Raw genomic sequence first — 24,756 nt, 5'->3', positions numbered from 1 at the left:
AATGCTTCCTAATAAGAATCTAGGGAGCATTGCTATTTTTATCTTGAATCTAGCTGTCATTTCATTTTTTCCTTTTTATAAGTGAAGCGGAGGCGAATTAAGAAGCCAATTGCTGCACTTGTTAAACCAATTGAGATCCCGAACCAAAATCCAGCAGGTCCAAGATTCGTTTGTGTTGCTAATAAGTAACCGACTGGCATACCAATTAGCCAGTAAGAAGTAAAAGCAATAAAGAATGGCACTGTTACATCTTTGAAGCCTCGTAAAACCCCTTGTAAACTTGCTTGTACACTATCAGATAACTGATAGAGGATTGAGACTAGAAAGAGCTGAGCGGCAAGTGCAATTGCTTCTGGATCGCTTGAATAAAGTCGAGCAATTTCCTCACGAAAGAAAAACATCAAAGTTGCTGTTAAACTTAGAATACTCATACCACTTAATATTCCTAACAGACTATAATGCTTTGCTGATTTCAGTCGTCCTCCACCGACAGAGTAGCTGACAACAATCGTCAATGCCATTGAAATACTTAACGGAATCATGAAAATAAGTGTTGTAAAACTAATGACGATTTGGTTGGCAGCAATCATCACTGTTGAGAACATAATCCCGATTAGTAAAGTAACGACTGAAAAAATACTCGATTCAAAGAAAATGGATAATCCGATGGGTACACCAATCTTTAATTGTTCAATCCAGCTTTTAAACGAGGGTTTAACCCAATCGACGAAAATTCGGTAGTGCTTCACCGCGTTAATTTTAAAAATCATGATTACACTGATTGCTAAAGTAATCCAATAACTCAACCCTGTTGCATAACCAGCGCCAATCCCACCCATTTCAGGTAAGCCAAATTTTCCAAAAATTAAGCAGTAATTAAGGAAAATATTAAATGGAACAGCTAAAACAGTGATAAACATTGAAATGCGTGTAAACCCTTGAGCATCATAAAAGTTCCGTAAAACATTAGAGACAAACAAAGGCACAATCCCGATTGAAAGCCCAACTAAATAGTGTAAAGCAATATGTTGAACATTTGGCTCTAACTCCATGTAGTTTAGGATCGGTGTTAGGACGATTGCACCAATCGCGATTATACTAAGTGCAGTAAAAATGGCTAAATAGATCGCTTGGGTCACAGTATAGTGGATCCGATTCTTTTCGTTTCTGCCTAAGTAGTGAGCGAGAATGGGTGTAACAGCAAGTATGATTCCATTCATTCCAGTAAAAACAGGTGACCACAAGCTTGCTCCAATCGCTACTCCAGCTAAATCCACTGTCCCAACTTGGCCAGCCATAATTGTATCAACTAAATTCATTAATGCTAAACTAATTTGTGTCACCATAATTGGCCATAAAATTTTCAAAAATAATTTAAATTTATCCCTCAAAGATTCAGCGTGGTACACGATAAAAGCTCCCCCTTAAACCCAAATTAATCTATTTATCTATTAAAAATCTAAGTCAATAACCGTTAGAATATATTAGCAGATTAAACAGACAAAGACAAATTATTTTATTGAAATTAAAAAACACCCTTTCCCAAACAAAGGATGTTCCTTAATTAAACTAAACAGAAACAGAATTTAATTCATTACGTAAGCGCAGCGCACGATCTGGATAATCCGTGATCACTGTGTCGACACCTGCTTGCAAAAAGTCAACTAGATCATTTGCTTTATTAACAGTCCAAACCCGAACATCGGCCAACTCAACATCTAAATTTAACAAAGGATGCCTAAATAAAGCTTTATCAGCGTGAACCTTATCAATTTTAAATTGCCTCAAATAATCGTGTAAAGATGGAATTGGATGTTGAATTAAAAAGCCAAGCTCAGCTGCTGGATCGAGCTCACGAATACGGACTAATGTTGGTAAGTGAAATGAAGAGTACGTGACTGATAATGATGGTGCATACTTTTTAACGCAGTCAAGAACTTTCTGCTCAATCCCTGGATAATTAAACATGACAGTCTTCAACTCAATGTTCAACTCAACTTTAGCAGTTTCGAGTACGTCCAAAGCTTCTTCTAACATTGGAATTCGTTCGAGTTCCCATGAAGATTGATAGTTAGAGTAAGATTGAAACGACTGATTTAACTTTAAGCTTTTTAATTCATGTAAGTTATAATCTTTGACGTAACCCGTGCCATTAAAGGTGCGATCAACTGTTTCATCATGAATGACGACAAGTTGCTGATCTTTTGTAAAATGTACATCAAGCTCAATTCCATCAACTCCAGCTTTGATTGCTTCATGAAAACTAAGTAAAGTGTTTTCAGGGAAATATCCTTTACTTCCACGGTGTCCATAGATTTTTGTCATTACCATCACCTCTTTTCATTGATACTTATTTTGTATGCATTATAACCTAAAGTCAGCTATTTCAACGCAATTATAGCACATATTTTTTCAGTCAAACAAAATTAACCAAATCTTTATCAAGCTTTTACACGAATTCAACAAGCCATTAATTTCTTAAGAAAAAAGAGTTAATCAGGTTGGTCAACTTGATTAACTAGTTACGAGCTTAAACTTATTTAAGTGTTTTAATAATTGGTAAAATATCTTTTAACCGTTTCACTTCATATGTTGGCTTAACTTGATCAGCTGTTTGCCCGTGATGATTGATCCAAATATTCTTTATGCCTGTCCTGTTAGCACCAAGAATATCAGTCATTAAGTTGTCGCCAATCATAATCACATCTTCTGCCTTCACCTGTGCTTTTTTCAAGGCAAACTCAAAAATTGTTGGGTCTGGTTTTCCACGTCCAAAATCACCTGAGATAACGATATGATTAAAATACTGAGCAATTTCTGGTGTTATTTTTAATTTGGTATTTTGTAAAGAAGGTGCACCATTTGTTAGTAATAAGAGTTGATAATTGTCTTTTAGTTGATCGAGAACATCAAATGTTTCTGGATAAGTATATGGATGTTTTTTTCGCTCATTAACAAATTGCTTTGCGAGTGTCTCTCCTAACATTGGATCAATGATGCCGCAAGCTTCTAAGCCATTCGTCCAAGCGTTAATTTGGTAGTCAGGCATGAGATCGTACATCTGTTCAAAGTCTTGACCAGGATCATTAAATGTCCCCCACAATCCTTCAAAAGGGTTAATCCCAATCATTTGAGTAAAAGGGTAGGTTGGATAGCTTTGATAGAGCTTTGTTGCTTCAGATCGAACTGCTTGCTCAAAAACTTCAGCATCAAGTTGTTTGACAGTTTGACAAGTAACTTGAAAAGCCGTTTGGATACTTTTTTTATCCCATAATAATGTATCATCTAAATCAAAAAACAATGTTTTAACCATTATTTGTCCCCCTTAACAATTAATCATGCCTATTATAACAGGGAAGCTGATTAAAAAGAAACACTATTCAAAAAAGTGAAACTATTGTATTGTTTGTTTTTTAACTTTTTAATCGTTATAATGATGTATATCAACGGCTCGGTAATGATTAATCAGACTCTAGAGTTTGCTTGATTTAATTAAAGATTAAATAATTGAAAGCGCAGCGGTATGCTGTGCTTTTTCTCACATTGAAAAAATTTAAGTATGACAATTAAATAATGAGGTGTCGTAAATGGAAAAACAAACAAATAACCAGATTAAAGATGGTTTTATCTTTGGTGGTCTCTTAATCGCAATCTTGTTCGTTACGTTATATATACCTGTAATTGGCTACATATCCTTACTATTTTTACCGATCCCAATCGCTATGTACGGGTATCGCTATGGTTGGAAAAAGTCAACTTTATTAGGTTTGATTGTGCTTTTTTCAATCTCTGTCTTTGCCTTCTACTTTTTCGTTGTCTCACTTCCGCTCGCGATAGTGGCAACGTTAGCTGGGGTTTTTATCGGTGAAGCACTAAAAAGTCAGCGTCATCCGTATGAGGTCTGGGGAAGAGGGACAATTGGCTATGCAATTGGCTTTCTACTTTTACTATTAATGATTCACTTGCTCTCAGATCAAAGTCTTGTGACTGAATATCGGCTAATCATCAAAGAATCACTTGATTCCACTCAAATTTTATTAGGACAAGCAGGACTTGATTTATCAGCGGATGATTTAATTGCAATTGAACGAGATATGATGATGTTACTTGATTTGATCCCGGCAGTTTTAATGATCATCTCAATGATTTATAGTTTTGTAACACAATGGTTGATTCATAAAGCATTAAATCGATTTGATCAGACTAAATTAGCCTTTCCAAAGTTTCGCTCATTCCAATTACCTAAAGTTATCCTATGGATTTATTTCTTTATTGTTATTTTTTCATGGTTTAATTTTAGTGGATTGCCGATGGTTGGACTTGTTATTTTTAATGCCGGATTAATATTAGGTGTACTCTTTTCATTGCAAGGTTTATCTTTAATCGTTTATTTCTTTGGGAAAAGGAAACAACCAAAACTGCTCTTCATTTTACTAATTATTTTTATTTTAGTATTTTTACCTGGAGGGATGTATCTGTTAAGAATCTTAGGTATAATTGATGTAGGATTCAGACTAAGGAAATTGATTAAATGATTGAATTCATGCGATTGATTTAGGAGTTGACGTTTATGCGTGATTTTTTTAAAAAATATGACCTAAGTATGCATCTTATTTTGATCTACCTAATCGCGTTTATTCTACTAGGCTTTACATGGTTTCTTCAATGGATCCTGGGAATAGTAATGACGATATTATTAGGGCTCTCGCTTTATTTTACCATTCGTCAAGAACAAAAAGAGTCGGTGGAGCAAGAAAAATATATTATGACATTATCACATCGGGTCAAAAAAGTTGGTGAAGAGGCACTTTTAGAAATGCCTGTAGGGATCTTGCTTTATAATGATCATTACGAAGTCGATTGGATCAACCCATATTTAAATCAATTCGCCAATGAAGGTACATTTGTCGGTGATCGATTAGATGTTTTTTCAAAAACCTTAATTACAGCAATTAAAGAGAACCAGTCGAAGGTTGACTTTTATTTAGGTGAACGTCATTTTAATGTATTGATAAAAAAAGAAGAACGCTTATTGTACTTTTTTGATCAAACGAAACAAATTGAAATCCAACATGATTATCATAATATTCAACCTGTCATTGGCATTATTTTCTTAGATAATTATGATGAAATTACACAAGCAATGGACGATACAGCAAAGAGTCAAGTGAACTCTAATGTAACAGCCATTTTAAATCAATGGTCGAGTCATTTCGGCATTTATTTAAAGCGTGTCTCTCAAGACCGATTTTTAGCCATTTTTAATCGTCAAATTTTAGTTGAATTAGAAAAATCAAAATTTGAAATTCTTGATGAAGTACGTGATTTAGTTTCTGATAACAAAAATATTCCTTTAACGATCAGTTTTGGAATTGGCTATCAAGTTGATGATTTGCCGGAGTTAGGAAAACTCGCTCAATCTAGTTTGGATTTAGCATTAGGGCGTGGCGGTGACCAAGTCGTGATCAAAGATGCTGAAGGAAAAGTTCGCTTCTTTGGTGGAAAAACAAATCCGATGGAGAAACGAACACGAGTACGTGCACGAGTTATTTCTAATGCTTTAAAACAATTGATGATTGAAAGTGAACAACTTTTTATTATGGGGCATAAGTCTCCAGATATGGACTCAATAGGTTCAGCAATTGGAATTTTGAATATGGCATTAACAAATGGTGTCGATGCTTTTATCGTGATCGATGAAGATGATTTAGAGTTTGGTGTCGAGCGTCTAGTTACTGAATTGAAAGAAACGGATATTTGGGATCGTTTAATTAGCCCAGAGCAATCACTAGAAATGGTGACAAAAGATTCGTTAACAATTGTTGTTGATACACATCGACCTTCAATTGTCGCAGAAAGTAAATTGCTAAATAAGACGGACTATGTTGTTGTCATTGATCATCATCGACGTGGTGAGGAATTTATCGATGATCCGACTTTAGTTTATATGGAGCCATACGCGTCTTCAACGGCAGAGCTAGTAACAGAGTTGATTGAATACCAATCACCAGCACTGAAACTTAGTCGCTTAGAAGCAACAGCACTATTAGCTGGAATCGTTGTTGATACGAAAAACTTTAATTTCAGAACGGGATCGCGTACTTTTGATGCAGCATCCTACTTGCGTTCAAAAGGTGCTGATACAATTCTCGTGCAAAACTTTTTAAAAGAAGATTTAGATGATTTTATTAAACGAAGTCATTTAATTGAAAGAACAACTATTTATCAAGATAACATTGCAATCGCAGTGGCAGAACCAGGTCAAGTATTCAATGCTGTTGTCATTGCGCAAACAGCTGATACACTTTTGAGTATGAGAAATGTTTTAGCTTCATTTGTCATATCGGAGCGATCAGACAATCGAATCGGGATTAGTGCGCGCTCTGCAGGTGACATAAATGTTCAATTGATTATGGAACAAATGGGCGGTGGTGGGCATTTATCAAATGCTGCCACACAGCTTGATGATCTGACGATTCAAGAAGCTTATCAACAATTAATCGAAATTATCGATCAAACAATTGAAGGAGGAAACGAATAAATGAAAGTGATATTTACACAAGATGTTAAAGGTAAGGGTAAGCAAGGAGAAGTAAAAGACGTTTCAGAGGGATATGCACGTAATTATTTACTTAAAAACAAATTAGCGATTGAAGCAACGCCTGGAAATCTAAATGCACTAAAAGCAAAACAAAATAAAGAACAGCGTAGAGAAGAAGAGATTGTTGAAGAAGCTAAACAATTAAAAGAGCAACTAACCAAAATTGAAGTTGAGCTAAAAACAAAAGCTGGCGAGAATGGCCGTTTATTTGGTTCAATCACAAGCAAGCATATCGCTGACCAGTTAGCAAAAAGCTATAAAATAAAAATCGATCGACGTAAGATTGAATTAGACGAGCCGATTCGTAGTCTAGGCTATACAAATGTACCTGTTAAATTACATCCAGATGTTTTGGGAGAAATTAAAGTACATGTCGTTCAAGCGTAAATTCATGAAGAGGGTGGTTTAAAGCCCTCTTTTTTACATACGGGAGATAAGTTAAAAAAGGAGGAGCTTTGATGGCTGAGACGTGGGAAGAACACCGAACACCCCCTCATAATATTGAGGCTGAACAAGCGGTGATTGGGGCGATTTTTCTTGAACCTGATGCAATGTCAGGTACAGCAGAATTTTTGCAGTCAACTGATTTTTACCGTGCTGCTCATCAGCGCATTTATCAAGTGATGCTTCAGTTAACCGATCGTGGAGAACCGATTGACTTAGTAACCGTTTCAACGGCTTTAGCAGATACGAACCTATTAGAAGAAATCGGAGGCGTATCATACTTAACAGAATTAGCAAACGCTGTACCAACAGCGGCAAATATAATTTATTATGCAAAAATTGTTGAGGAAAAGTCCTTACTTCGCCGATTAATCTCAACAGCAACCCATATTGTTACTGAAAGCTTTACCAAAGAAGATGATGTTGAAGAAGTGATTAGTAATGCAGAGAAGAACATCCTTGAGGTTAGTAATCGAAAAAATGCCAGTTCATTTAAAAATATTAAAGATGTTTTAATCGATGTTTACGATAATATTGAGCAGTTGCATCAACATGGTGGCGATGTAACTGGTATTCCGACTGGATTCCGCGATTTAGATAAAATCACTTCAGGTTTCCAACGAAATGATTTAATCATTATTGCGGCTCGTCCATCAGTAGGTAAAACTGCTTTTGCCTTAAATATCGCTCAAAACGTTGCAACAAAGACTGATGAAAATGTAGCAATTTTTAGTTTGGAGATGGGTGCAGACCAGCTTGTTAGTCGGATGCTGTGTGCAGAAGGTAATATTGATGCGCAACGCTTACGAACTGGGAAACTAGAAACAGATGATTGGGGCAAACTCACGATGGCGATGGGGAGCTTATCAAATGCAGGTATCTTCATCGATGATTCGCCAGGAATTAGGGTCAACGAAATCCGGTCAAAATGTCGCCGACTACAACAAGAGCATGGACTTGATATGGTCATCATTGATTATTTGCAATTGATTCAGGGGAGTACAGCAAGTGCCAAAGAGAACCGTCAACAAGAGGTTTCTGAGATTTCTCGTTCATTAAAAGCCTTAGCCCGAGAATTGAGTATTCCAGTCATTGCGCTATCACAGCTATCACGTGGTGTTGAATCACGTCAAGACAAGCGCCCGATGATGTCCGACTTACGTGAATCAGGAAGTATCGAGCAAGATGCTGATATTGTAGGTTTTTTATATAGGGATGATTATTATGATAAGGAATCTGATCGACAAAATATAATTGAAATTATTATTTCTAAACAGCGTAATGGTCCAGTAGGCACGGTAGATCTCGCCTTTGTAAAAGAGTATAATAAATTTGTTGACTTAGATCATCGCTATGCTGATGCCGATATACCACCAGCTTAAAATCAATTGAATAAGAGCTCATATGATCAGACTGGAGCAGCTCAAAATGGTTCTATCTACGTTTTTTCGTAAATAGAACCATTTTTTTATGTCTATTTTATTTTGGTTCTTATTTCTGAATATCTCAACTTTCGCATCTATATTTTTATGTTGCTCTTAGATTGATTAAGGGCGGCATTGCTTTTCGGTATAGTACTTGACTTAATTACTTACTTGGAGGACAAAACACGAATAATTTTGTTAGTGCTAGGCCCGTGATTTCCACTCTGGGTGGACGCTTTCCTCGGGCCCGGCCTCGGGCGCACAGGACGTGGGTCAGTTAGACGTTGCCACACGATGTGGCGGTTTTAGTCTAACAATCCTTATTGCTCCACTACCGTGTCGCAATAAGGATTTTCGGACTCGTGGGACTGCGGTTACTCGTCCCATCGAAGACCGTTTGCTTTTCCCGATGGAGTCGCCACCCGTCGTTCTAATCACTTGATCTTACTTTCTTATTTACATGTGGTCCTTATTATCTTGTTCGTAAAGATTCGTGTTTTGATTATAATTTTGTACTATAAAAATTAACGGAATTCGTTTTCTCTACACTTTCCAACTAAATGAACTTATTAGTTAAAGTAATGACAGCCAACCTAAGTGGAGATAAGTAACAGGTGAGACTTCTGCGGGAATAGGACAAGGGAAGCTTCGTCAGCGATACATCGCACGAAGGAAATCGGTCTTTATTTCCGAGGATGAGCTGAAGATCCACTTTTGATATTTTTGGAATGTTAGACTAAGTTCGCCACATCCGTGTGGCAACGTCTAACTGACCCACATCCTGTGCGCCCGAAGCCATCCCCGCGAAAAGCGAACCTGTTGCTTTTCGGAACGAATTAACGCTCAAACTAAGGATCTGTGATTAAATTTCCCGCGTGTACAAATAAAGTCAATATGGATAGTGAACAGCCCATCTTTCTTACCATACCAACGTTTACTTGTACATTTTGATCTGCGAAAGTTGATTGAATATTCAAACCGTTAAAATCGAACGATTTAATGTTTGTATCGGATAAACGTTCGTAAATTGATTGACTTTTACTGAAAACATTGGTAAACTGGGTTTTGGAAATGAGCAAACGCATTTTCCAATCAAGTAAATAATAAAATGTGAATCTTATTAATAGAACGGTGGAGGTGCCAACTATGTCAACAGTTGTAGTTGTTGGAACACAGTGGGGCGATGAAGGAAAAGGAAAAATTACTGACTATTTATCACAAAATGCTGAGGTCGTAGCACGTTATCAGGGCGGAAATAATGCAGGCCATACAATTAAATTTGGTGGAGTAACGTATAAACTACACCTCATCCCATCAGGTATTTTCTTTGAAGATAAAATAAGTGTGTTAGGTAACGGTATGGTGATCGACCCGAAGGCGATCATCGAAGAAATTGCTTATTTACACGATAAAGATGTAAGTACGGAGAATTTAAAAATCAGTAATCGAGCACACGTGATCTTGCCTTACCATTTACAATTAGATGTTCTCCAAGAAGAAGAAAAAGGGATTAACAAAATTGGTACAACTAAAAAGGGAATTGGCCCAGCTTATATGGATAAGGCCGCCCGAGTTGGCATCCGAATTGTTGATTTATTAGATAAAGATATCTTTCGTGAAAAGTTAGAACAAAACTTAGCTGAGAAAAACCGTTTGTTCACAAAAGTATATGATGTAGCAGAAATAAAAGTAGAAGATATTTTAGACGAGTATTATGAGTATGGTCAACAAATTGCTAAATACGTTGTTGATACATCTGTTGTTCTTAATGATGCAATCGATCAAGGTCGCCGTGTCCTGTTTGAAGGTGCACAAGGTGTTATGCTCGATATTGACCAGGGGACATATCCATTTGTGACTTCTTCTAATCCAATTGCCGGAGGGGTAACGATTGGCTCAGGTGTTGGTCCATCAAAAATTAATCACGTTGTTGGTGTGTCTAAAGCTTATACGACTCGGGTAGGAGATGGTCCATTCCCTACGGAGCTACATGATGAAATTGGCGATCAAATTCGTGAAGTTGGAAGAGAGTATGGAACGACAACAGGACGTCCAAGACGAGTGGGTTGGTTTGATAGTGTTGTTGTTTCACACGCGCGCCGAGTAAGTGGAATTACCGATTTATCACTAAATTCAATTGATGTTTTATCTGGAATTGAAACGTTAAAAATTTGTGTAGCTTACAAGTATAAAGGTGAAATTATTCGAGAATTCCCAGCGAGCTTAAAAGTATTAGCTGAATGTGAGCCTATCTATGAAGAACTACCAGGCTGGACTGAAGATATTACAGGGGTTAAAACATTAGATGAGTTACCAGTAAATGCACGTCATTACTTAGAGCGAATCTCTCAATTAACTCAAATTCCATTATCAATTTTCTCAGTCGGACCAGACCGAACACAAACAAATGAAATTAGAAACGTTTATCGAGTTAAATAATTTTACAGCATTAAAAACTGCACACCTATCAGATAGGGTGCAGTTTTTTTAATCTAAAATGCTAAAGTTAAGGACGGAATAAAATGGTTTCATTTATACGTTTGTATTACATTATCGTTAAAAGGGTTTAAAGTGGAGCTGAACATATGTTAATCTACTAGAGATGAATAAAGCATCTGTGCTAATTGATGCAGGAGGATTTAACTATGCAAGCATTCCTAAAGACTATTTTTACGAGTCGACTTAAAGTTATCTCGGCAACGAGTCTATTATTATTTTTGATTACTCTCTTAGGGTTAATCGTGATCGAGTCACCAGTTGCCTATGCAAACAGTGAAAGTAATCTCTTAACAATCTATCATGTCTATTTAGATGATGATTATATTGGATCAGTTGATGATCAGTCGATTATTGAGCAACATATTTCAGCAAAAATTGAAGCGATGAATGATTCAGAACATGACTATACATATGGGTATGAACAAGAGGTAACTTTTATCCCCGAACGTGTATTCAGTACGAATCTAAATATCGATCAAGCTTTAGCAACGCTCGACCAAGAATTAGTAATTGATATTCAAGCGACAACTATTCAATTAGGTGATAAAATATTAGGGCATTTCGCTTCAGCAGAAGACGCAGATCAAGCAATCTTTAATTATAAGAAACTCTATGTTGATGAAGAGATTTTAAATCGATTAGCTGACGATGAAGCAGAAGAACAAATTGAACTAGAACTTGGTGAGTCTATTATTACAGACGTTACATTATCAGAAGAAGTTACACTTTTTGAATCAATTGTTTCAGAAGCTGACTTGATTACCGTAAAAGAAGCGGTGAGATTGTTAGATAAAGGAACGTTAGAAGACATGATTCATAATGTGTCCTCAGGTGATACATTGTATTCAATTGGCGAACGTTATAACTTGTCAGAACAACAATTACTGGAACTTAATGATGATCTTGATGTTGACGGTGTATTACAAATTGATCAAGCCATTAATGTAACGGATTATGTTCCATTAGCTAATGTGATTGTTTTTGAAGAACAACGTAAAGAGGAAACGATAAAAGCCGAGCAGAAAACAGAAGAAACGGAAGACCTTTATCGTGGTGAAACAAAGGTCAAACAAACAGGTAAAGACGGTAAAAAAGAACTTCACCTAGCAATTGAAAAGGTGAATGGTAAGGTCGTTGCAAGTGAAGTGTTATCTGAGGAGATCATTGAAGAAGTTCAGCATGAAATTACGCTTAAAGGAACAAAGGAGATACCATCAAGAGGAACTGGTGACTTTGCTTGGCCAGCTGTTGGTGGCTATATTTCAAGTTATTATGGTCCACGTTGGGGTTCACACCATAATGGAATCGATATTGCACGTCCATCAAACCGTGATATCGTCGCTTCGGACAATGGTGTTGTCGAAACAGTCACATCCAATAGTGGTTATGGGAACTATATTGTAATTAATCACAATAATGGTTATAAAACATTATATGCTCACCTATCTAGTACATCAGTCAGTGTAGGTGATACTGTCCCACAAGGAACGAAGATTGGTGTTATGGGAACAACCGGACGTTCAACTGGTATCCACTTGCACTTCGAAGTTATAAAAGACGGCTCAAAAATTGATCCGATGAATGTATTAAATTAAGCCACAACCAAAACCTCTGTGTAAAAACAGAGGTTTTTTAATTGGATAGCCTAAGTCAGCTTTTTATTAAATTTAAGGAAATCATGGGCATCCTAAAGTTAAATACTCAACTTTCGCAGTTATGTTTTTATGTTGCCCTTAGATTGAATAAGGTGGTATTGCATTTTAGTATAGTACCTGACTTATTTACTTGAGGACAAAACACGAATCATTTTGTTGGTGCTAGACCCGTGATCTTCACTCTAGGCGGACGCTTTCGGGAACGAATAGATGCTCAAAATAAGGATCTGAGATTAAATTTTCCATGTGTATAAGTAAAAGTCAATATTGTCAATGAACAATGCGTCTTACTTGCTACATCAAGGGTTATTTGCTTATTTCCATCTACGAAAGTTGAGTCGAATAGTTAAAAATAAACATTAAAATTCTTCAATAAAAGACATTTGACTTAAAGTGCGTTAAAATAAGGAAAGAGTACAATATATTATCGGGAGGCAAGATCGATATGAACCAAAAGATATTAGTTGTAGACGATGAGAAACCAATTGCAGATATATTAAAATTTAATCTAGAGAATGAAGGCTACGAAGTTATTTGTGCATACGATGGCGATGAAGCAATTGAATTAACACACAAAGAAAACCCAGATCTACTCTTGTTAGATATTATGTTACCTAAACGTGATGGAAATGAAGTCTGTCGCGAAATTCGAAAAACACACAATATGCCAATCATCATGCTAACGGCAAAAGACTCTGAAATTGACAAAGTTTTAGGTTTAGAATTGGGGGCTGACGATTACGTCACGAAGCCATTCAGTAATCGAGAGGTCATTGCTCGGGTAAAAGCAAACTTAAGACGTCAACAACAACCTGTAGACCAAGCAAGTGTAAATAAAAATATTCAAGTTGGTACATTAACGATTCATCCAGATGCATATGCAGTTACTAAATCGGGCAAGCAAGTAGATTTAACGCATCGCGAATTTGAATTGCTTCATTATCTATCTCGCCATATTGGGCAAGTGATGACACGTGAACACTTACTGGAGACAGTTTGGGGCTATGATTATTATGGTGATGTCCGAACGGTTGACGTAACAGTGAGAAGACTGCGAGAAAAAATTGAGGATAATCCAAGTAACCCAGTTTGGATTATTACCCGCCGAGGTGTCGGTTACTACTTACGCAACCCTGAACAGGAGTAAAATTAATGAAAAGAGTAGGACTATTTCAATCAATCCAATGGAAAATAATCATAATTATGATTTTGCTTCTTCTATTAGCAATTCAAGTTATTGGTGCCTACTTTTCACAAGGATTGGAAACAGAGTTAAATGAAAGCTTTGAAGAAGCAATTAATGAACGGCTTGAAGTCTTAAGCTATAACATTCGAGATGCGATATTAATGGATCGTTCCGATGACAATCAAAACCGAACGTTGGAACAGGATGTAGCGAATATTATTGCCCTTTATGGTCAAAGCGATGCTTACTCAAAACTCCAAGTTATTGATCGTCAGTTTCGAATTATTGGTTCTAACAACCAAGAAGATATCGGAAAGCTTATTACTGGAGATAGTAGTGCCAGACCAGCGATTATTTCAGGGGCAAAATCGCGCATGATTCAACGAGATATTGTTACTGGAGAACGCTATTTAGTTAAAATACATCCACTTTCAGATAATGACAGTGAGCCAATTGGTGCAATTCATTTGGAAGCATCAATGGAAGGAATTTATCAACAATTAGCAAGTATCAACACCATTTTTCTTAACGGTACATTAATCGCAGTTGGTATTTCAGCAATCGTCGGTATTTTAGTCGCACGTTCAATCACAAAACCGATCACTGAAATGCGTGAGCAAGCACAAGTTTTAGCAAGTGGCGACTTTTCACAAAAAGTGAATGTTTATGGTACTGATGAGATTGGTCAGCTAGCTAATACATTTAATGAAATGAAAGAAAATATAAAAATAGCAAACCACACGACTGAGGAAGAACGTAGAAAGTTAAGCTCGGTGCTATCGAATATGTCTGATGGCGTGATTTCAACAAATGAAGCGGGACAGATCACCTTAATGAATGAGCCGGCAGCTAGTTTGATTGGCCAAACTTTTGCACAAGTACAGAGTAAATCGATCTTTGATGTGCTTAACTTAAACGAAGAAATGATTCAATTAGTTGAAATGCAAGATTCAAGTTCAATCACGATTGATTTCAGCGATGATCATCGTTTCTTATTAATAAAAGCAAACTTTACTGTTGTTGAAGATGAGTATGGTCGCTTCTCAGGATATATTACGGTAATTAGTGATGTTACTGAGCAGGAAAAAGTTGAACGAGAACGACGGGAATTTGTGTCAAATGTTTCCCATGAACTTCGGACACCATTAACAACAATGCGAAGTTATTTAGAGGCATTAATTGATGGAGCTTGGACGAATCATGAAATAGCACCACAGTTTCTTGAAGTGACTCAAAATGAGACGGAGCGTATGATTCGTCTCGTTAATGATCTATTACAATTATCAAAAATGGACAATAAGGGTCAGGAAATGGTCAAAGAGCGTGTCAATATTGTGCCGTTTTTCCATCATATTCTTGATCGGTTTGAGATGAATAAAGATGAACAGATTAAAATAGAGCGCAGTATTCCACGAGAAAGTATTTTTCTCTGGATTGATAAGGATCAGATTATTCAAGTTGTTGATAATATCATGTCCAATGCCCTTAAATATTCACCAAAAGATGATGTTGTGCGGTTTAAACTGACCAAAGAACGGAACCGAATTAAAATTATGATTGCTGACAATGGTCCAGGTATTTCGCCAGAAAAGGTAGAAAAGATTTTTGACCGCTTTTATCGGGCTGACTCAGCACGATCGAGAAAGCTTGGTGGTACAGGGTTAGGGTTAGCGATAGCTAAAGAAATTATTATGAATCATCAAGGTCAAATTTGGGCTGATAGTCATGAGGGGCAAGGGACAAAAATCTTCTTTTCATTACCTTTAATTGCGCGAAAGCAGGGTGATTAACTATGAAACGCGAACAATTAAAAACGATTTTACTTATTTTGCTGGTTTCCTCTAGTATGTTTCTGACGTTAGCGATCTGGAATCACCAACCTGAATTTGAAATGTCGGGTATTGATCAAAACCTAGTTGACCCAGAAATTGAAACAGGTTATCGCTTAACGCGTTCAGATCTGCTTAAACCCATTTACATGGTCTACCACGATCAAAGTACTGAAGAAAAGACTGGTTTAGCGAGTAAATCAGCTGAGTCACGCTTATTTGATCGGGTGAGTGATTATTATTTGTATAACTTTACGAGTTTTAATTTAGATGAAACATGGTGGGAAGAGCATAATGATCGGCTAGAAATTGTTTTCTCAACTGATCTTCCTTCTGAAACTATTTATGACTTGTTTGCTGTTGATCAATCAACAGTGATTCCATCCGGGGAGTATAATCGAATTGAAATTATCTTTGATCATGAAGGTCGTCATCTTATTTTTCGAAATGATCTAGAAAATCGTGTGATTGGTGCAAGCTTGCAAAATTATCCGGAAGAGATTGACCGAATTAAAACAATCTTTTCATCGGAGGATCTGATCAGATTTGAAGTCTATCAAAGTAGTCGAGGAACGAATATGTATTTACCTGATTACTTAGATCCTAATGTGTTGCTCTTTTCTTATCGGGATCTTCCAATTGATCCATTTAAAAACTTCCTATTTACGACGCCATCGATTGTCAGGAGTTCACGGACGCCGACTGGTGATACTATTTTTATCGATGGCACTAGAGAACTAACACATAAATCAAATTATATTTCTTTTACTAACCAAACAAACCAACAAAGAATATCAGATGAAAATTTAACTCGTTATGAGCTTTTTGGGCAAGTTCACGATTTTGTTAATGTGCACAATGGTTATACGTTTGAACCACCATTTAGTTATTTTATTTCTAAATTAGAAATGACACCACAAACAAATCAAGTTGAATTTTCCTTATCTTATAATGGGATTCCTATTTTTTCAGATTCACAATTAGCGACAATCTCTGTAGCTTGGCATAATCAGATTGTTTATCAATATCGCCATCCATTAATCACATTAATTGAGCAACGAGGTATTGGTCGAGAAATGACAAACTTAATTAGTGCGAATGAAGTGATTCAGATTTTGAATGGTGAAAGCTATCAGAGAACAGCGATTTATGATGTTACGGTTGGTTATCGGGTTCGAGAGCAGTTAGGTGGCCAAGGTCAAGTTTTTGAGCTAATTCCAACATGGTATGTTAAAGGGATTAATGGCTGGAGTCCTTTAGTTATTCCACCAGAGGGGATAGGAGGGGATAATAATGCAATGGGGCCAAATTAAGACACTTTTTATTATTTGTTTCTTAATTCTAAACATATTTTTGATTAAACAGTTAATTGATCGACAAGATGAAGAAATCAGGTTTATCCCTGTCACGACGCGAGAGGACGAATTAAAGTTTAATATTAATGGTTTAGAAAATTTATCTGATGAGAGTTATACTGCCCCACTTGTTCATACACAAAATTATAATTATAACTTACGTGCTAAAGAAGAAATAGAGGCTTTACCTGATCAACAAGTCGTTGTCGTCGATAATACTTATTTATATTCTCGATTTAATCAGCCGGTTGCTTTTGATTTTGGAGACCCAGAGAGCGACTTAGAGACGTATGTACTTAATGGAGATCGTTATACGTATTGGGGCGAGCTTGATCTAGCAAATGTGCTAGTCTTTTTTCAAGAAATGGAGCATCCGATTTTTTATAATACAAATGCCATCTTACTGATTTATTTAAACTCGGAAGGACAGATGACACAGTATACGCAATCTCAATTAAGAATTGTTGGAAGTCCAGATGACGGTCGATCACTGATTAAGCAGTATGATGCAATTTATCGTTTGTATCACCACTTTAAAGAACTGGTGACAGGAGATGTGGTGACAGATGTTGCACTGGGTTATCATAATTTAATTTCATTGCCGAATGGAGAAATGATCCTTAATCCAACTTGGGGTATTCAAGTGAATCATGATGATCACCATTTTGTGAATGCAATAGAAGGTCATAATTATCCGCAAAATGATCGCTTTTATGAAGAAAAAATTACAGAACTTGTGACATTACTTGAACCCTCTAATGCTGATAATATCGTTTATTATCAGTTGAAGGATGATCCTGAAGATTTGTTATTAAAAATAAAACAAATGTTATTAGCGGTTCAGCAAAATATAGTTGAGGTGGATATAGAATGACGTTTCAATTTTCAGTGCTTGCATCAGGAAGCTCAGGCAATGCTTTTTTCATCGGAACAGAAAAAGAAAAAATATTAGTCGATGCTGGCTTGAGTGGCAAACAGATCGACCGTTTATTTCATGAAACGGGTTTAGATCCAAGAGATTTATCAAGGATTTTAGTGACTCATGAACATAGTGACCACATTAAAGGGCTAGGTATTATAGCTCGTAAATATAACTTACCGATTTATGCAAATGAAAAGACATGGAAAGTAATGGATGGATCAATCGGAAAACTAACTCTAGACCAAAAATTCACGTTTAATCTAGAAGAAGTAAAAACCTTTGGTGATATCGATGTTGAATCATTTGGCGTATCCCACGATGCTGCCGAACCAATGTTTTATACCTTTCACCATGAAGGAAAAAAAGTTGCACTCGTAACAGATCTAGGTTATGTATCTGAACGGATCAAGAAAATAGTTGAGAATGCTGACGCTTTAGTTTTTGAAGCTAACCATGATGTGTCAATGCTTCAAATGGGTCACTACCCCTGGAATGTTAAGCGACGAATTCTTGGTGACTACGGCCACGTTTCAAATGATGACTGTGCCCTTGCATTAGAAGATATTATTGGTGATCAAACGAAACGGATTTATTTAGCGCATTTGAGTAAAGACAATAATATGAAAGAACTAGCCCGGATGTCCGTTGAAAACCATTTAAAAGCAGCAGATTTCCCAATTGGTGAGAAAATTACAATCCATGATACAGATCCTATGGTACCAACACCACTTTATCAAGTGGTTTAAATTAATCTTAAATGAGGTAAACTAGTCGTACTGGTTAAAAAGGAGCTGATTACGATTGTCTACTTTGATGATGGGAGTAATAGAAAAAAACGAAAAAGTTATCGCCAGAAGCGGAGTAATCCTTTTCTCGCTTTAATCATTGGTTTTGTGCTCGGAGCATTTCTCTTTGCTGTAGCTTTACCGAAATTGATTGAATTAGAGCTCCTCCCATATGAATTTTATCTGATCTCTGAGGATCACGGTTTGATGAGTGAGAATTTAGTTGCTAATCAAGATGAGACATTTCAATTCATTCATTCAATTACACCGATCAGTGTAGATATTGCAACTCAAGTCACTGATATTGTTGCACGCGTCACACCAGCAGTTGTTGGCGTTGAAAATATCCAAACTCGTTCATTTAACTTTTGGGACCAAGCGGTCTATGACGGTGGGACAGGATCAGGTGTCATCTATCGTAAAACTGATGATCGTGCTTTTATCGTAACGAATCATCATGTCATTGAAGGTGCTGATCAAATCGAAGTCATTTTAGCAGATGATACAAGGTTGATTGCTGAGCTAAAGGGAAGTGACTTGTATACTGATTTGGCTGTCTTGGAAGTGGATGGAACAGATATTGATGTAATGATTGATTTGGGGAATTCGGAATTAACAAAAGTCGGTGAACCTGTGATTGCGATTGGAAATCCTTTAGGACTTGGTTTGTCAGGCTCTGTTACGCAGGGGATTATTAGTGGTACGCAACGCTCAATCCCGCAAGATTTAAGTGGTGATGGCTTAGCGGATTGGCAAGCAGATGTGATTCAAACGGATGCAGCAATTAACCCAGGGAATAGCGGCGGTGCTCTAATCAATATGTCAGGACAGTTGATTGGCATTAATTCGATGAAAATTAACCAAGCGGCTGTAGAAGGGATTGGATTTGCGATCCCGATTAATGAAGCTCTGCCAGTTATTCAGGAGCTGGAATCAGTTGGTTTTATGACACGTGCTTTTTTAGGTGTTGAAGCATATTCGCTAATAGATGTCCCAAAAGCAGAATGGCAGCAAAGCCTATTATTACCTGACGAAGTGACTGGTGGCATTTATATTCAATCAGTTGAACCATTTACTCCAGCTGATTATGCAGGCTTACAAACATATGATGTTATCGTTGAGCTTGATGGCGAGCCGGTTCATACAATTGTTGACTTAAGGAAGTTTTTATATCAACAAAAAGGACCGGGAGATGAAATGGTCATTAAATTTTACCGATCAGGAGAAGCTGAGGAAGCTATAGTTGAATTAACAAAACAGTGATCCATATGATGATTAAGCCTGTCTTAAAGAGATAAATCTTATAACTCTTTAAGATAGGTATTTTAATGGGGATAAACACAAGGTTATGCACAGGGTGTGCATAACCTTGTGTGTAACTTTCAATATGTAGTAGAGAACGGATATTCCCACACAAATTATTAAGTTATAAATCAGTTTTATAATAAAAAGTGTGGAGAAGCTGTGGTTAAGTTGTTGAATAAGCGTGTATAACTACTTATTTAACTGTCTGTGGATAGAATTGGGGATAACGGCGAATATTTATCTGATCATTTAAAAAGCAGTGTAAATTCATTAGAATTTACACTGCTAAAGTTTAAGATTTAACATTCAATCAAGAATGTTAATCGACCCAAATTTCATCAACAGCTGATCTTGCATTATTAATATCATCCTCGTTGGTAAAGTTTGATTCAAATCCTGCTTGCTCTGGGTAGTTATAAATTGATTCGATATCATGGTCGGGTAAATCCTTCAACAAAGTCACCCATATCATAATCTTGACCATCTCGAACGATTGCTGCTTGGTTTGTAGCAAGTGATTGAACTATGAATGTAAATATTTTGTTAGATTACATGAAATAAATTATGAATAGTATTCAAACTGACTAAACCTTGCTGAGCCTCCCTTTTCCTGTGTTGAATAATTGAATAAGGCGAAGCGGCAACCTGTAAAATGATCGAGTTTAAAAGCTACTTTGTGTTTTGGTCCTACTTGGATAAACTGATTATTTTTTTGATAAAGGAATCGAACTTCATCCTTCATTTCCCAAAGATCAGCTTCGATTCTAAAGGTAACGATTGGCTCGGCAATTTTAAAACGCTCCCATTCTACTTCGACCGATTGGTTTTCATCAAATGATTGCATATTAAGATTATCAAGTGGTTTGGTTCGCATAATTAGATAATACTTCCCGTTATCCTTAGTAATGCCTACAAATCCGTATGCACCCTGAAAGGCACTAAATCCAGTAATATCACCATCATTTAATTGACCTGCATTAATCGTCACTTCAGCCGCACAATTAGGAAAGAGCATGCGTTGGGTCAACGTATTTGGCGCTTGAAGTAAATTATTTACTAGTTTATTTGTTGTAATTTCAAAGTAACCTTGTTCATGATTGATCCGATAATCAGATTTAACAGGCTCATGATTAAATTGCCACTTAGGTGCTAATCCATATTGATTGACATAGGCTGTCCTAAAATTATCAGACCCAACTAAAGGTTGATAAATGTAGTCTGGACGCATGCTTTTCGTCGTAAAATCAGCTGGGACCTTTCCATCAATACCGAATACTGGAAAGTCATCTTTCCACTTAATCGGTAATAAAATTGGAATTCGCCCAACAGCTCCATGATCTTGGAATAGAATCGCATACCAATCTCCATCCGGTGTATCGACAATGCCACCTTGCGCAACACCTTGTCCACAATAATTTCGATCATCGATGAAAATGTCTCCGCCAACAAACTCACCTTCAAGTGAATCGGATACAAAACAACCTTCGACTCGCATCCATCGATCAGGAAGCGAACGAATTAAGAATAAATAATACTTCTTATTAATTTTATAAAAATGTGCACCTTCATAGCCTAGATTAGGATTGTCACGATCAGACACGATGATTCGATTGATCCCATTTTCTTTTGGTTTTGAAAGATCACTTTCAAGTTCAACTAAGCGAACGTCTCGATTGCCGTAGACGAGATAAACACGATCATCATCGTCAAAAAGTAGTGAAGAGTCGTGGTAAAAACCTTTTATTTCACTTTTCTCCCACGGTCCTTCAACTTTCTCAGCCGTATAAAGATAGGTTTTCCTAGTATCATTAGTTGCAAAAACTAAGTAAAATTTCCCTTTATGGTAACGAATTGTTGCTGCCCACATACCTTTACCATATATATTTAACCCGTCTTCTAATCTTTGTGCTGGTGTGCTATCTAATTTATGATAGACAAAAGCAGCGTGCTCCCAATTGACTAAATCGTAAGAACGGAGAATCTCACAACCGGGCATAAAGTGCATCGTTGTCGAAACCATATAGTAAGTGTGATCAACTCGAATCACATCAGGATCAGGATAATCTAATGGAATGATTGGGTTTTTAACTTGAACTTCTAAAGACATTCTCATCCTCCTATAAAAGAATGGCTGAGATTGAGCTCAGCCTGATCTTATTATTCGTTTGTTTTCTTGATATTTAACCATTCAAAGTCAGCATAGCCTGGTTCTTTTGCTGTTGATGTTGTATAAATTCCTAACGTACAGCCGACAAATCCACCAGCAACTTCGGTACTCAGATAATGTGAATCGATTTCTTCAGCAATGACTAACTCTTGATCGCCTATTCGACAGATACCTTTAACCAATTGACCAGAACCAACCAGTTCTAAAACAATGTCCTTTTCAGTAATAACTTCCGAGCCAACAACTCTCTCTTTACCATCAATTGTCGTAACCATTTTTACAACGGTTTGACTATCTTCCTCAACTACGACGAGACGAATTGAATATTTATCATTTTGTAAAATAACAAGCCCAGCTTCTCCACCCGTAGCTAATGCTAGTTCAACATGTGTCGCTAGCTTGTACCACATTGACTGTTGACGTATGCTTAAGAACGTTGGTGAAGCAAGATCATGAATTGTGTTTTCTGTAGGGTGTAGTCTCATCCATCCTTCTCTTACTTGGTTATCATAGTTGTTCATATCTGGATTCCTTAAAAACATAAACTCAGGCTTAATCGTCTCAAATGTATGCTCTCCAGAATGCTCTACTGGTATTAACGGAAGCTTATGCTCCTGAACTTCGAGTAAGCGACCTTCACCAGGGTTAACCACAGGCCAGCCATTTTCCCAAACCACTTCAGCTAAGAATGTTTCTCTACCTAGGTTACTGTAACCATCAAAGATTCGACTAGCTAACAAAGTGATATACCATTTTCCATCAACGGTTTCAACAAAATCACCATGACCAACATTATGAACAGGGAAATCTTTCCCAAGGTGGCGGTGTGTTAAAATTGGGTTGTTTTTATTACCGATATAAGCCCCATCAACCTTTTCACTACGAGCAACTGTACACGCATGATTAAACCCTGTTCCACCTTCTGCGATTAATAGGTAGTAGTAGCCATCCTTTTTGTAAAGATGAGGCGCTTCTGGCCAAACTGCTGTGTGCAAAGCACCTTTCCAAAGCTTCGTGCTGACACCCGTTAATTGCATTGCATCTAGATCAAATTCTTGTAACCAAACTTCCCAATCGCCGTTATATTTAGGACCTTCAGGATTTGGACGAGTCCCAATATAATAGCATTTTCCATCATCATCAAAGAAAAGACTCGGATCAATTCCGGGTGCATTATCAATGAAATAAGGATCAGACCATGGCCCTGCAGGATCAGTTGCTGTCACTAAAAAATTCCCTCCATGTGAAACGTTTGTCGTAATCATATAGAATGTCCCTTCATGATAACGAATACACGGAGCAAAAATACCACCTGAATGTTTTGCATTAAGAAGTTTAAGTTGTTCTTCGCGATGTAAGGCGTTTCCGATTTGTTTCCAATTAACAAGATCTTTACTGTGATAAACAGGTACACCTGGAAAATAGGCAAAGGTCGATGTGACTAGATAGAAATCTTCTCCTACCGCACATACTGATGGATCCGGTGAGAACCCCTCTAATACTGGATTTGTGAAAGTATTCATTTTATGCTCTCCTTTAAAATAATCTAGTTTAAAATTAAGCTGTTCAAGTGCAACCTTTTTAATCTCATGTCTTTTGATTAATAATTTTGAACGCATCTTATAGCGCTATTGTAATTCGTAAACACTTGCAATAACAAGACATTTTCTATATAGTATTAGACAAAAAATATAGGAGAGTGAAAACTATTATTGAATTTCAGCATGATCACTATGGAGAGGATTTAGCAATTTTCCGTTATCACCCTGAATCATTAACTTATCCAGAACATTTTCACCGGAGTTTTGAATTGATTATTTGCAGACAGGGTCACACTGTATTAAATATTAACCAGACATATTATTCACTTACTGAAGGGGATGTCGCCTTAATCTTGCCATTTCAGACACACTTTATTGAAACACCGTTCCAATCAAGGCTGGATATTTTGATTTTTTCACCAGAATATACTGACGATTTTTATACGAAAACGGAATTTATGGCTTTCGAAAGTCCAGTCATTTCAATGACAAATGATCAGATTAGTCAACTACATGAGCCGTTATTTGTTACCGATTCTTACTATTACCGAAAATCAGCCCTTTATCAAGTGCTACATATTTTTGAACAAAACACAGAATTAGTAAAGGTGAAAGGAAATGATGGATTAATTGCTCAGCTGTTAATCTATATAGAAAATAATTTTCAAAACCATCTCCTGCTTGAACAATTGAGTGCGGCTCTGGGCTATAGTAGTGTTTATGTTTCCAAATTAATTGCAGATCGTTTAAAAAGTACATTTCCAAAATTGTTAAATTCATCTCGTGTTAACCATGCTTGTTTTTTGCTTAAAAACACAAGTCATTCAATAACGGAAATCTCAGATAAATCAGGCTTTCAGAATTCCCGAACCTTTAATCGGAATTTTAAAAGTCTGATTGGAATGACACCGAAAGCGTATCGGCAAAAGCATATGAATTTATGATTTAACTCAATTTATTCAGTGTACACTAATTAGTGTCTACTGAACAAATACTATTCTTCTAAAATAGTCTGTCTTAGAGTGGGAATAATCAATTTTAAT

19 protein-coding genes are annotated in these 24,756 nt (G+C 36.7%); 13 read left to right on the top strand and 6 right to left on the bottom strand.

Annotated features, from left to right (window positions below):
* Positions 1-56 precede the first annotated feature (56 nt).
* The 3 genes from ABD814_RS11055 to ABD814_RS11045 all read right to left on the bottom strand — a co-directional run bounded on the left by ABD814_RS11055 (position 57) and on the right by ABD814_RS11045 (position 3,313).
* Positions 57-1,409, bottom strand: coding sequence for an MATE family efflux transporter (locus tag ABD814_RS11055; RefSeq protein WP_344913124.1), 1,353 nt, complete (start codon positions 1,407-1,409; stop codon positions 57-59).
* Between the two features lie 160 nt (positions 1,410-1,569).
* Complete coding sequence (locus tag ABD814_RS11050; RefSeq protein WP_344913122.1) at positions 1,570-2,325, bottom strand: glycerophosphodiester phosphodiesterase; 756 nt, start codon at positions 2,323-2,325, stop codon at positions 1,570-1,572.
* 211 nt (positions 2,326-2,536) lie between these two features.
* The gene (locus tag ABD814_RS11045) at positions 2,537-3,313 is read right to left on the bottom strand and encodes an HAD family hydrolase (RefSeq protein WP_344913120.1); all 777 of its coding nucleotides are present in this window, start codon (positions 3,311-3,313) and stop codon (positions 2,537-2,539) included.
* 274 nt (positions 3,314-3,587) lie between these two features.
* Here ABD814_RS11045 and ABD814_RS11040 point away from each other — a divergent pair, with 274 nt between their 5' ends.
* The 12 genes from ABD814_RS11040 (at position 3,588) to ABD814_RS10985 (ending at position 19,963) form a co-directional block, all read left to right on the top strand.
* Positions 3,588-4,535, top strand: a complete 948-nt coding sequence (locus tag ABD814_RS11040; RefSeq protein WP_344913118.1) for a YybS family protein — start codon at positions 3,588-3,590, stop codon at positions 4,533-4,535.
* 35 nt (positions 4,536-4,570) lie between these two features.
* Positions 4,571-6,541 carry a DHH family phosphoesterase gene (locus ABD814_RS11035; protein ID WP_344913116.1) on the top strand — a complete coding sequence of 657 codons (1,971 nt, stop codon included), beginning with the start codon at positions 4,571-4,573 and terminating at the stop codon, positions 6,539-6,541.
* Positions 6,542-6,988, top strand: coding sequence for a 50S ribosomal protein L9 (rplI, locus tag ABD814_RS11030; RefSeq protein ID WP_344913114.1), 447 nt, complete (start codon positions 6,542-6,544; stop codon positions 6,986-6,988). It begins immediately after the preceding gene.
* 71 nt (positions 6,989-7,059) lie between these two features.
* Positions 7,060-8,427 carry a replicative DNA helicase gene (gene dnaB / locus ABD814_RS11025; RefSeq protein WP_344913112.1) on the top strand — a complete coding sequence of 456 codons (1,368 nt, stop codon included), beginning with the start codon at positions 7,060-7,062 and terminating at the stop codon, positions 8,425-8,427.
* 1,188 nt (positions 8,428-9,615) lie between these two features.
* On the top strand, positions 9,616-10,908 hold the full coding sequence (locus ABD814_RS11020) for an adenylosuccinate synthase (protein WP_344913110.1): 1,293 nt from the start codon (positions 9,616-9,618) through the stop codon (positions 10,906-10,908).
* A gap of 206 nt (positions 10,909-11,114) precedes the next feature.
* Positions 11,115-12,563: a peptidoglycan DD-metalloendopeptidase family protein gene (locus ABD814_RS11015; protein WP_344913108.1), complete on the top strand. Its 1,449-nt coding sequence runs from the start codon at positions 11,115-11,117 to the stop codon at positions 12,561-12,563.
* A gap of 505 nt (positions 12,564-13,068) precedes the next feature.
* Complete coding sequence (gene yycF / locus ABD814_RS11010; protein WP_344913106.1) at positions 13,069-13,770, top strand: response regulator YycF; 702 nt, start codon at positions 13,069-13,071, stop codon at positions 13,768-13,770.
* A 5-nt stretch (positions 13,771-13,775) separates the two neighbouring features.
* Entirely contained in the window at positions 13,776-15,599 is a 1,824-nt protein-coding gene (walK, locus tag ABD814_RS11005; RefSeq protein ID WP_344913104.1) for a cell wall metabolism sensor histidine kinase WalK, read from the top strand.
* 2 nt (positions 15,600-15,601) lie between these two features.
* The gene (locus ABD814_RS11000; protein ID WP_344913102.1) at positions 15,602-16,951 is read left to right on the top strand and encodes a YycH family regulatory protein; all 1,350 of its coding nucleotides are present in this window, start codon (positions 15,602-15,604) and stop codon (positions 16,949-16,951) included.
* On the top strand, positions 16,932-17,867 hold the full coding sequence (locus ABD814_RS10995; protein WP_344913100.1) for a two-component system regulatory protein YycI: 936 nt from the start codon (positions 16,932-16,934) through the stop codon (positions 17,865-17,867). The genes ABD814_RS11000 and ABD814_RS10995 overlap by 20 nt, the downstream gene beginning before the upstream one ends.
* On the top strand, positions 17,864-18,661 hold the full coding sequence (locus tag ABD814_RS10990; protein ID WP_344913098.1) for an MBL fold metallo-hydrolase: 798 nt from the start codon (positions 17,864-17,866) through the stop codon (positions 18,659-18,661). The genes ABD814_RS10995 and ABD814_RS10990 overlap by 4 nt, the downstream gene beginning before the upstream one ends.
* Before the next feature lie 54 nt (positions 18,662-18,715).
* Complete coding sequence (locus tag ABD814_RS10985) at positions 18,716-19,963, top strand: S1C family serine protease (protein ID WP_425549082.1); 1,248 nt, start codon at positions 18,716-18,718, stop codon at positions 19,961-19,963.
* 361 nt (positions 19,964-20,324) lie between these two features.
* Here the strand turns inward: ABD814_RS10985 and ABD814_RS10980 are convergent, their stop codons facing one another.
* From ABD814_RS10980 to ABD814_RS10970, 3 genes are all read right to left on the bottom strand, one after another.
* Positions 20,325-20,477, bottom strand: a complete 153-nt coding sequence (locus ABD814_RS10980; protein ID WP_344913094.1) for a hypothetical protein — start codon at positions 20,475-20,477, stop codon at positions 20,325-20,327.
* Positions 20,478-20,567: 90 nt separating this feature from the next.
* The gene (locus ABD814_RS10975; RefSeq protein WP_344913092.1) at positions 20,568-22,112 is read right to left on the bottom strand and encodes a glycoside hydrolase family 43 protein; all 1,545 of its coding nucleotides are present in this window, start codon (positions 22,110-22,112) and stop codon (positions 20,568-20,570) included.
* A gap of 50 nt (positions 22,113-22,162) precedes the next feature.
* Entirely contained in the window at positions 22,163-23,695 is a 1,533-nt protein-coding gene (locus ABD814_RS10970; RefSeq protein WP_344913090.1) for a glycoside hydrolase family 43 protein, read from the bottom strand.
* A gap of 176 nt (positions 23,696-23,871) precedes the next feature.
* On the opposite strand from ABD814_RS10970, the gene ABD814_RS10965 reads away from it, so the two are divergent.
* Entirely contained in the window at positions 23,872-24,657 is a 786-nt protein-coding gene (locus tag ABD814_RS10965; RefSeq protein WP_344913088.1) for a helix-turn-helix transcriptional regulator, read from the top strand.
* The last annotated feature ends 99 nt before the right edge of the window (positions 24,658-24,756 follow it).

Source organism: Amphibacillus indicireducens, from assembly GCF_039539605.1.
Lineage (GTDB): Bacteria > Bacillota > Bacilli > Bacillales > Amphibacillaceae > Amphibacillus > Amphibacillus indicireducens.
This window is presented reverse-complemented; position numbering and strand designations above follow the sequence as displayed.

Coding starts and splice junctions, on each gene's coding strand:
- ABD814_RS11050 (WP_344913122.1), bottom strand. CDS start 2,325: ATGACAAAAATCTATGGACACCGTGGAAGTAAAGGATATTTCCCTGAA.
- ABD814_RS11045 (WP_344913120.1), bottom strand. CDS start 3,313: ATGGTTAAAACATTGTTTTTTGATTTAGATGATACATTATTATGGGAT.
- ABD814_RS11040 (WP_344913118.1), top strand. CDS start 3,588: ATGGAAAAACAAACAAATAACCAGATTAAAGATGGTTTTATCTTTGGT.
- ABD814_RS11035 (WP_344913116.1), top strand. CDS start 4,571: ATGCGTGATTTTTTTAAAAAATATGACCTAAGTATGCATCTTATTTTG.
- rplI (WP_344913114.1), top strand. CDS start 6,542: ATGAAAGTGATATTTACACAAGATGTTAAAGGTAAGGGTAAGCAAGGA.
- dnaB (WP_344913112.1), top strand. CDS start 7,060: ATGGCTGAGACGTGGGAAGAACACCGAACACCCCCTCATAATATTGAG.
- ABD814_RS11020 (WP_344913110.1), top strand. CDS start 9,616: ATGTCAACAGTTGTAGTTGTTGGAACACAGTGGGGCGATGAAGGAAAA.
- ABD814_RS11015 (WP_344913108.1), top strand. CDS start 11,115: ATGCAAGCATTCCTAAAGACTATTTTTACGAGTCGACTTAAAGTTATC.
- yycF (WP_344913106.1), top strand. CDS start 13,069: ATGAACCAAAAGATATTAGTTGTAGACGATGAGAAACCAATTGCAGAT.
- walK (WP_344913104.1), top strand. CDS start 13,776: ATGAAAAGAGTAGGACTATTTCAATCAATCCAATGGAAAATAATCATA.
- ABD814_RS11000 (WP_344913102.1), top strand. CDS start 15,602: ATGAAACGCGAACAATTAAAAACGATTTTACTTATTTTGCTGGTTTCC.
- ABD814_RS10995 (WP_344913100.1), top strand. CDS start 16,932: ATGCAATGGGGCCAAATTAAGACACTTTTTATTATTTGTTTCTTAATT.
- ABD814_RS10990 (WP_344913098.1), top strand. CDS start 17,864: ATGACGTTTCAATTTTCAGTGCTTGCATCAGGAAGCTCAGGCAATGCT.
- ABD814_RS10980 (WP_344913094.1), bottom strand. CDS start 20,477: ATGATATGGGTGACTTTGTTGAAGGATTTACCCGACCATGATATCGAA.
- ABD814_RS10975 (WP_344913092.1), bottom strand. CDS start 22,112: ATGTCTTTAGAAGTTCAAGTTAAAAACCCAATCATTCCATTAGATTAT.
- ABD814_RS10970 (WP_344913090.1), bottom strand. CDS start 23,695: ATGAATACTTTCACAAATCCAGTATTAGAGGGGTTCTCACCGGATCCA.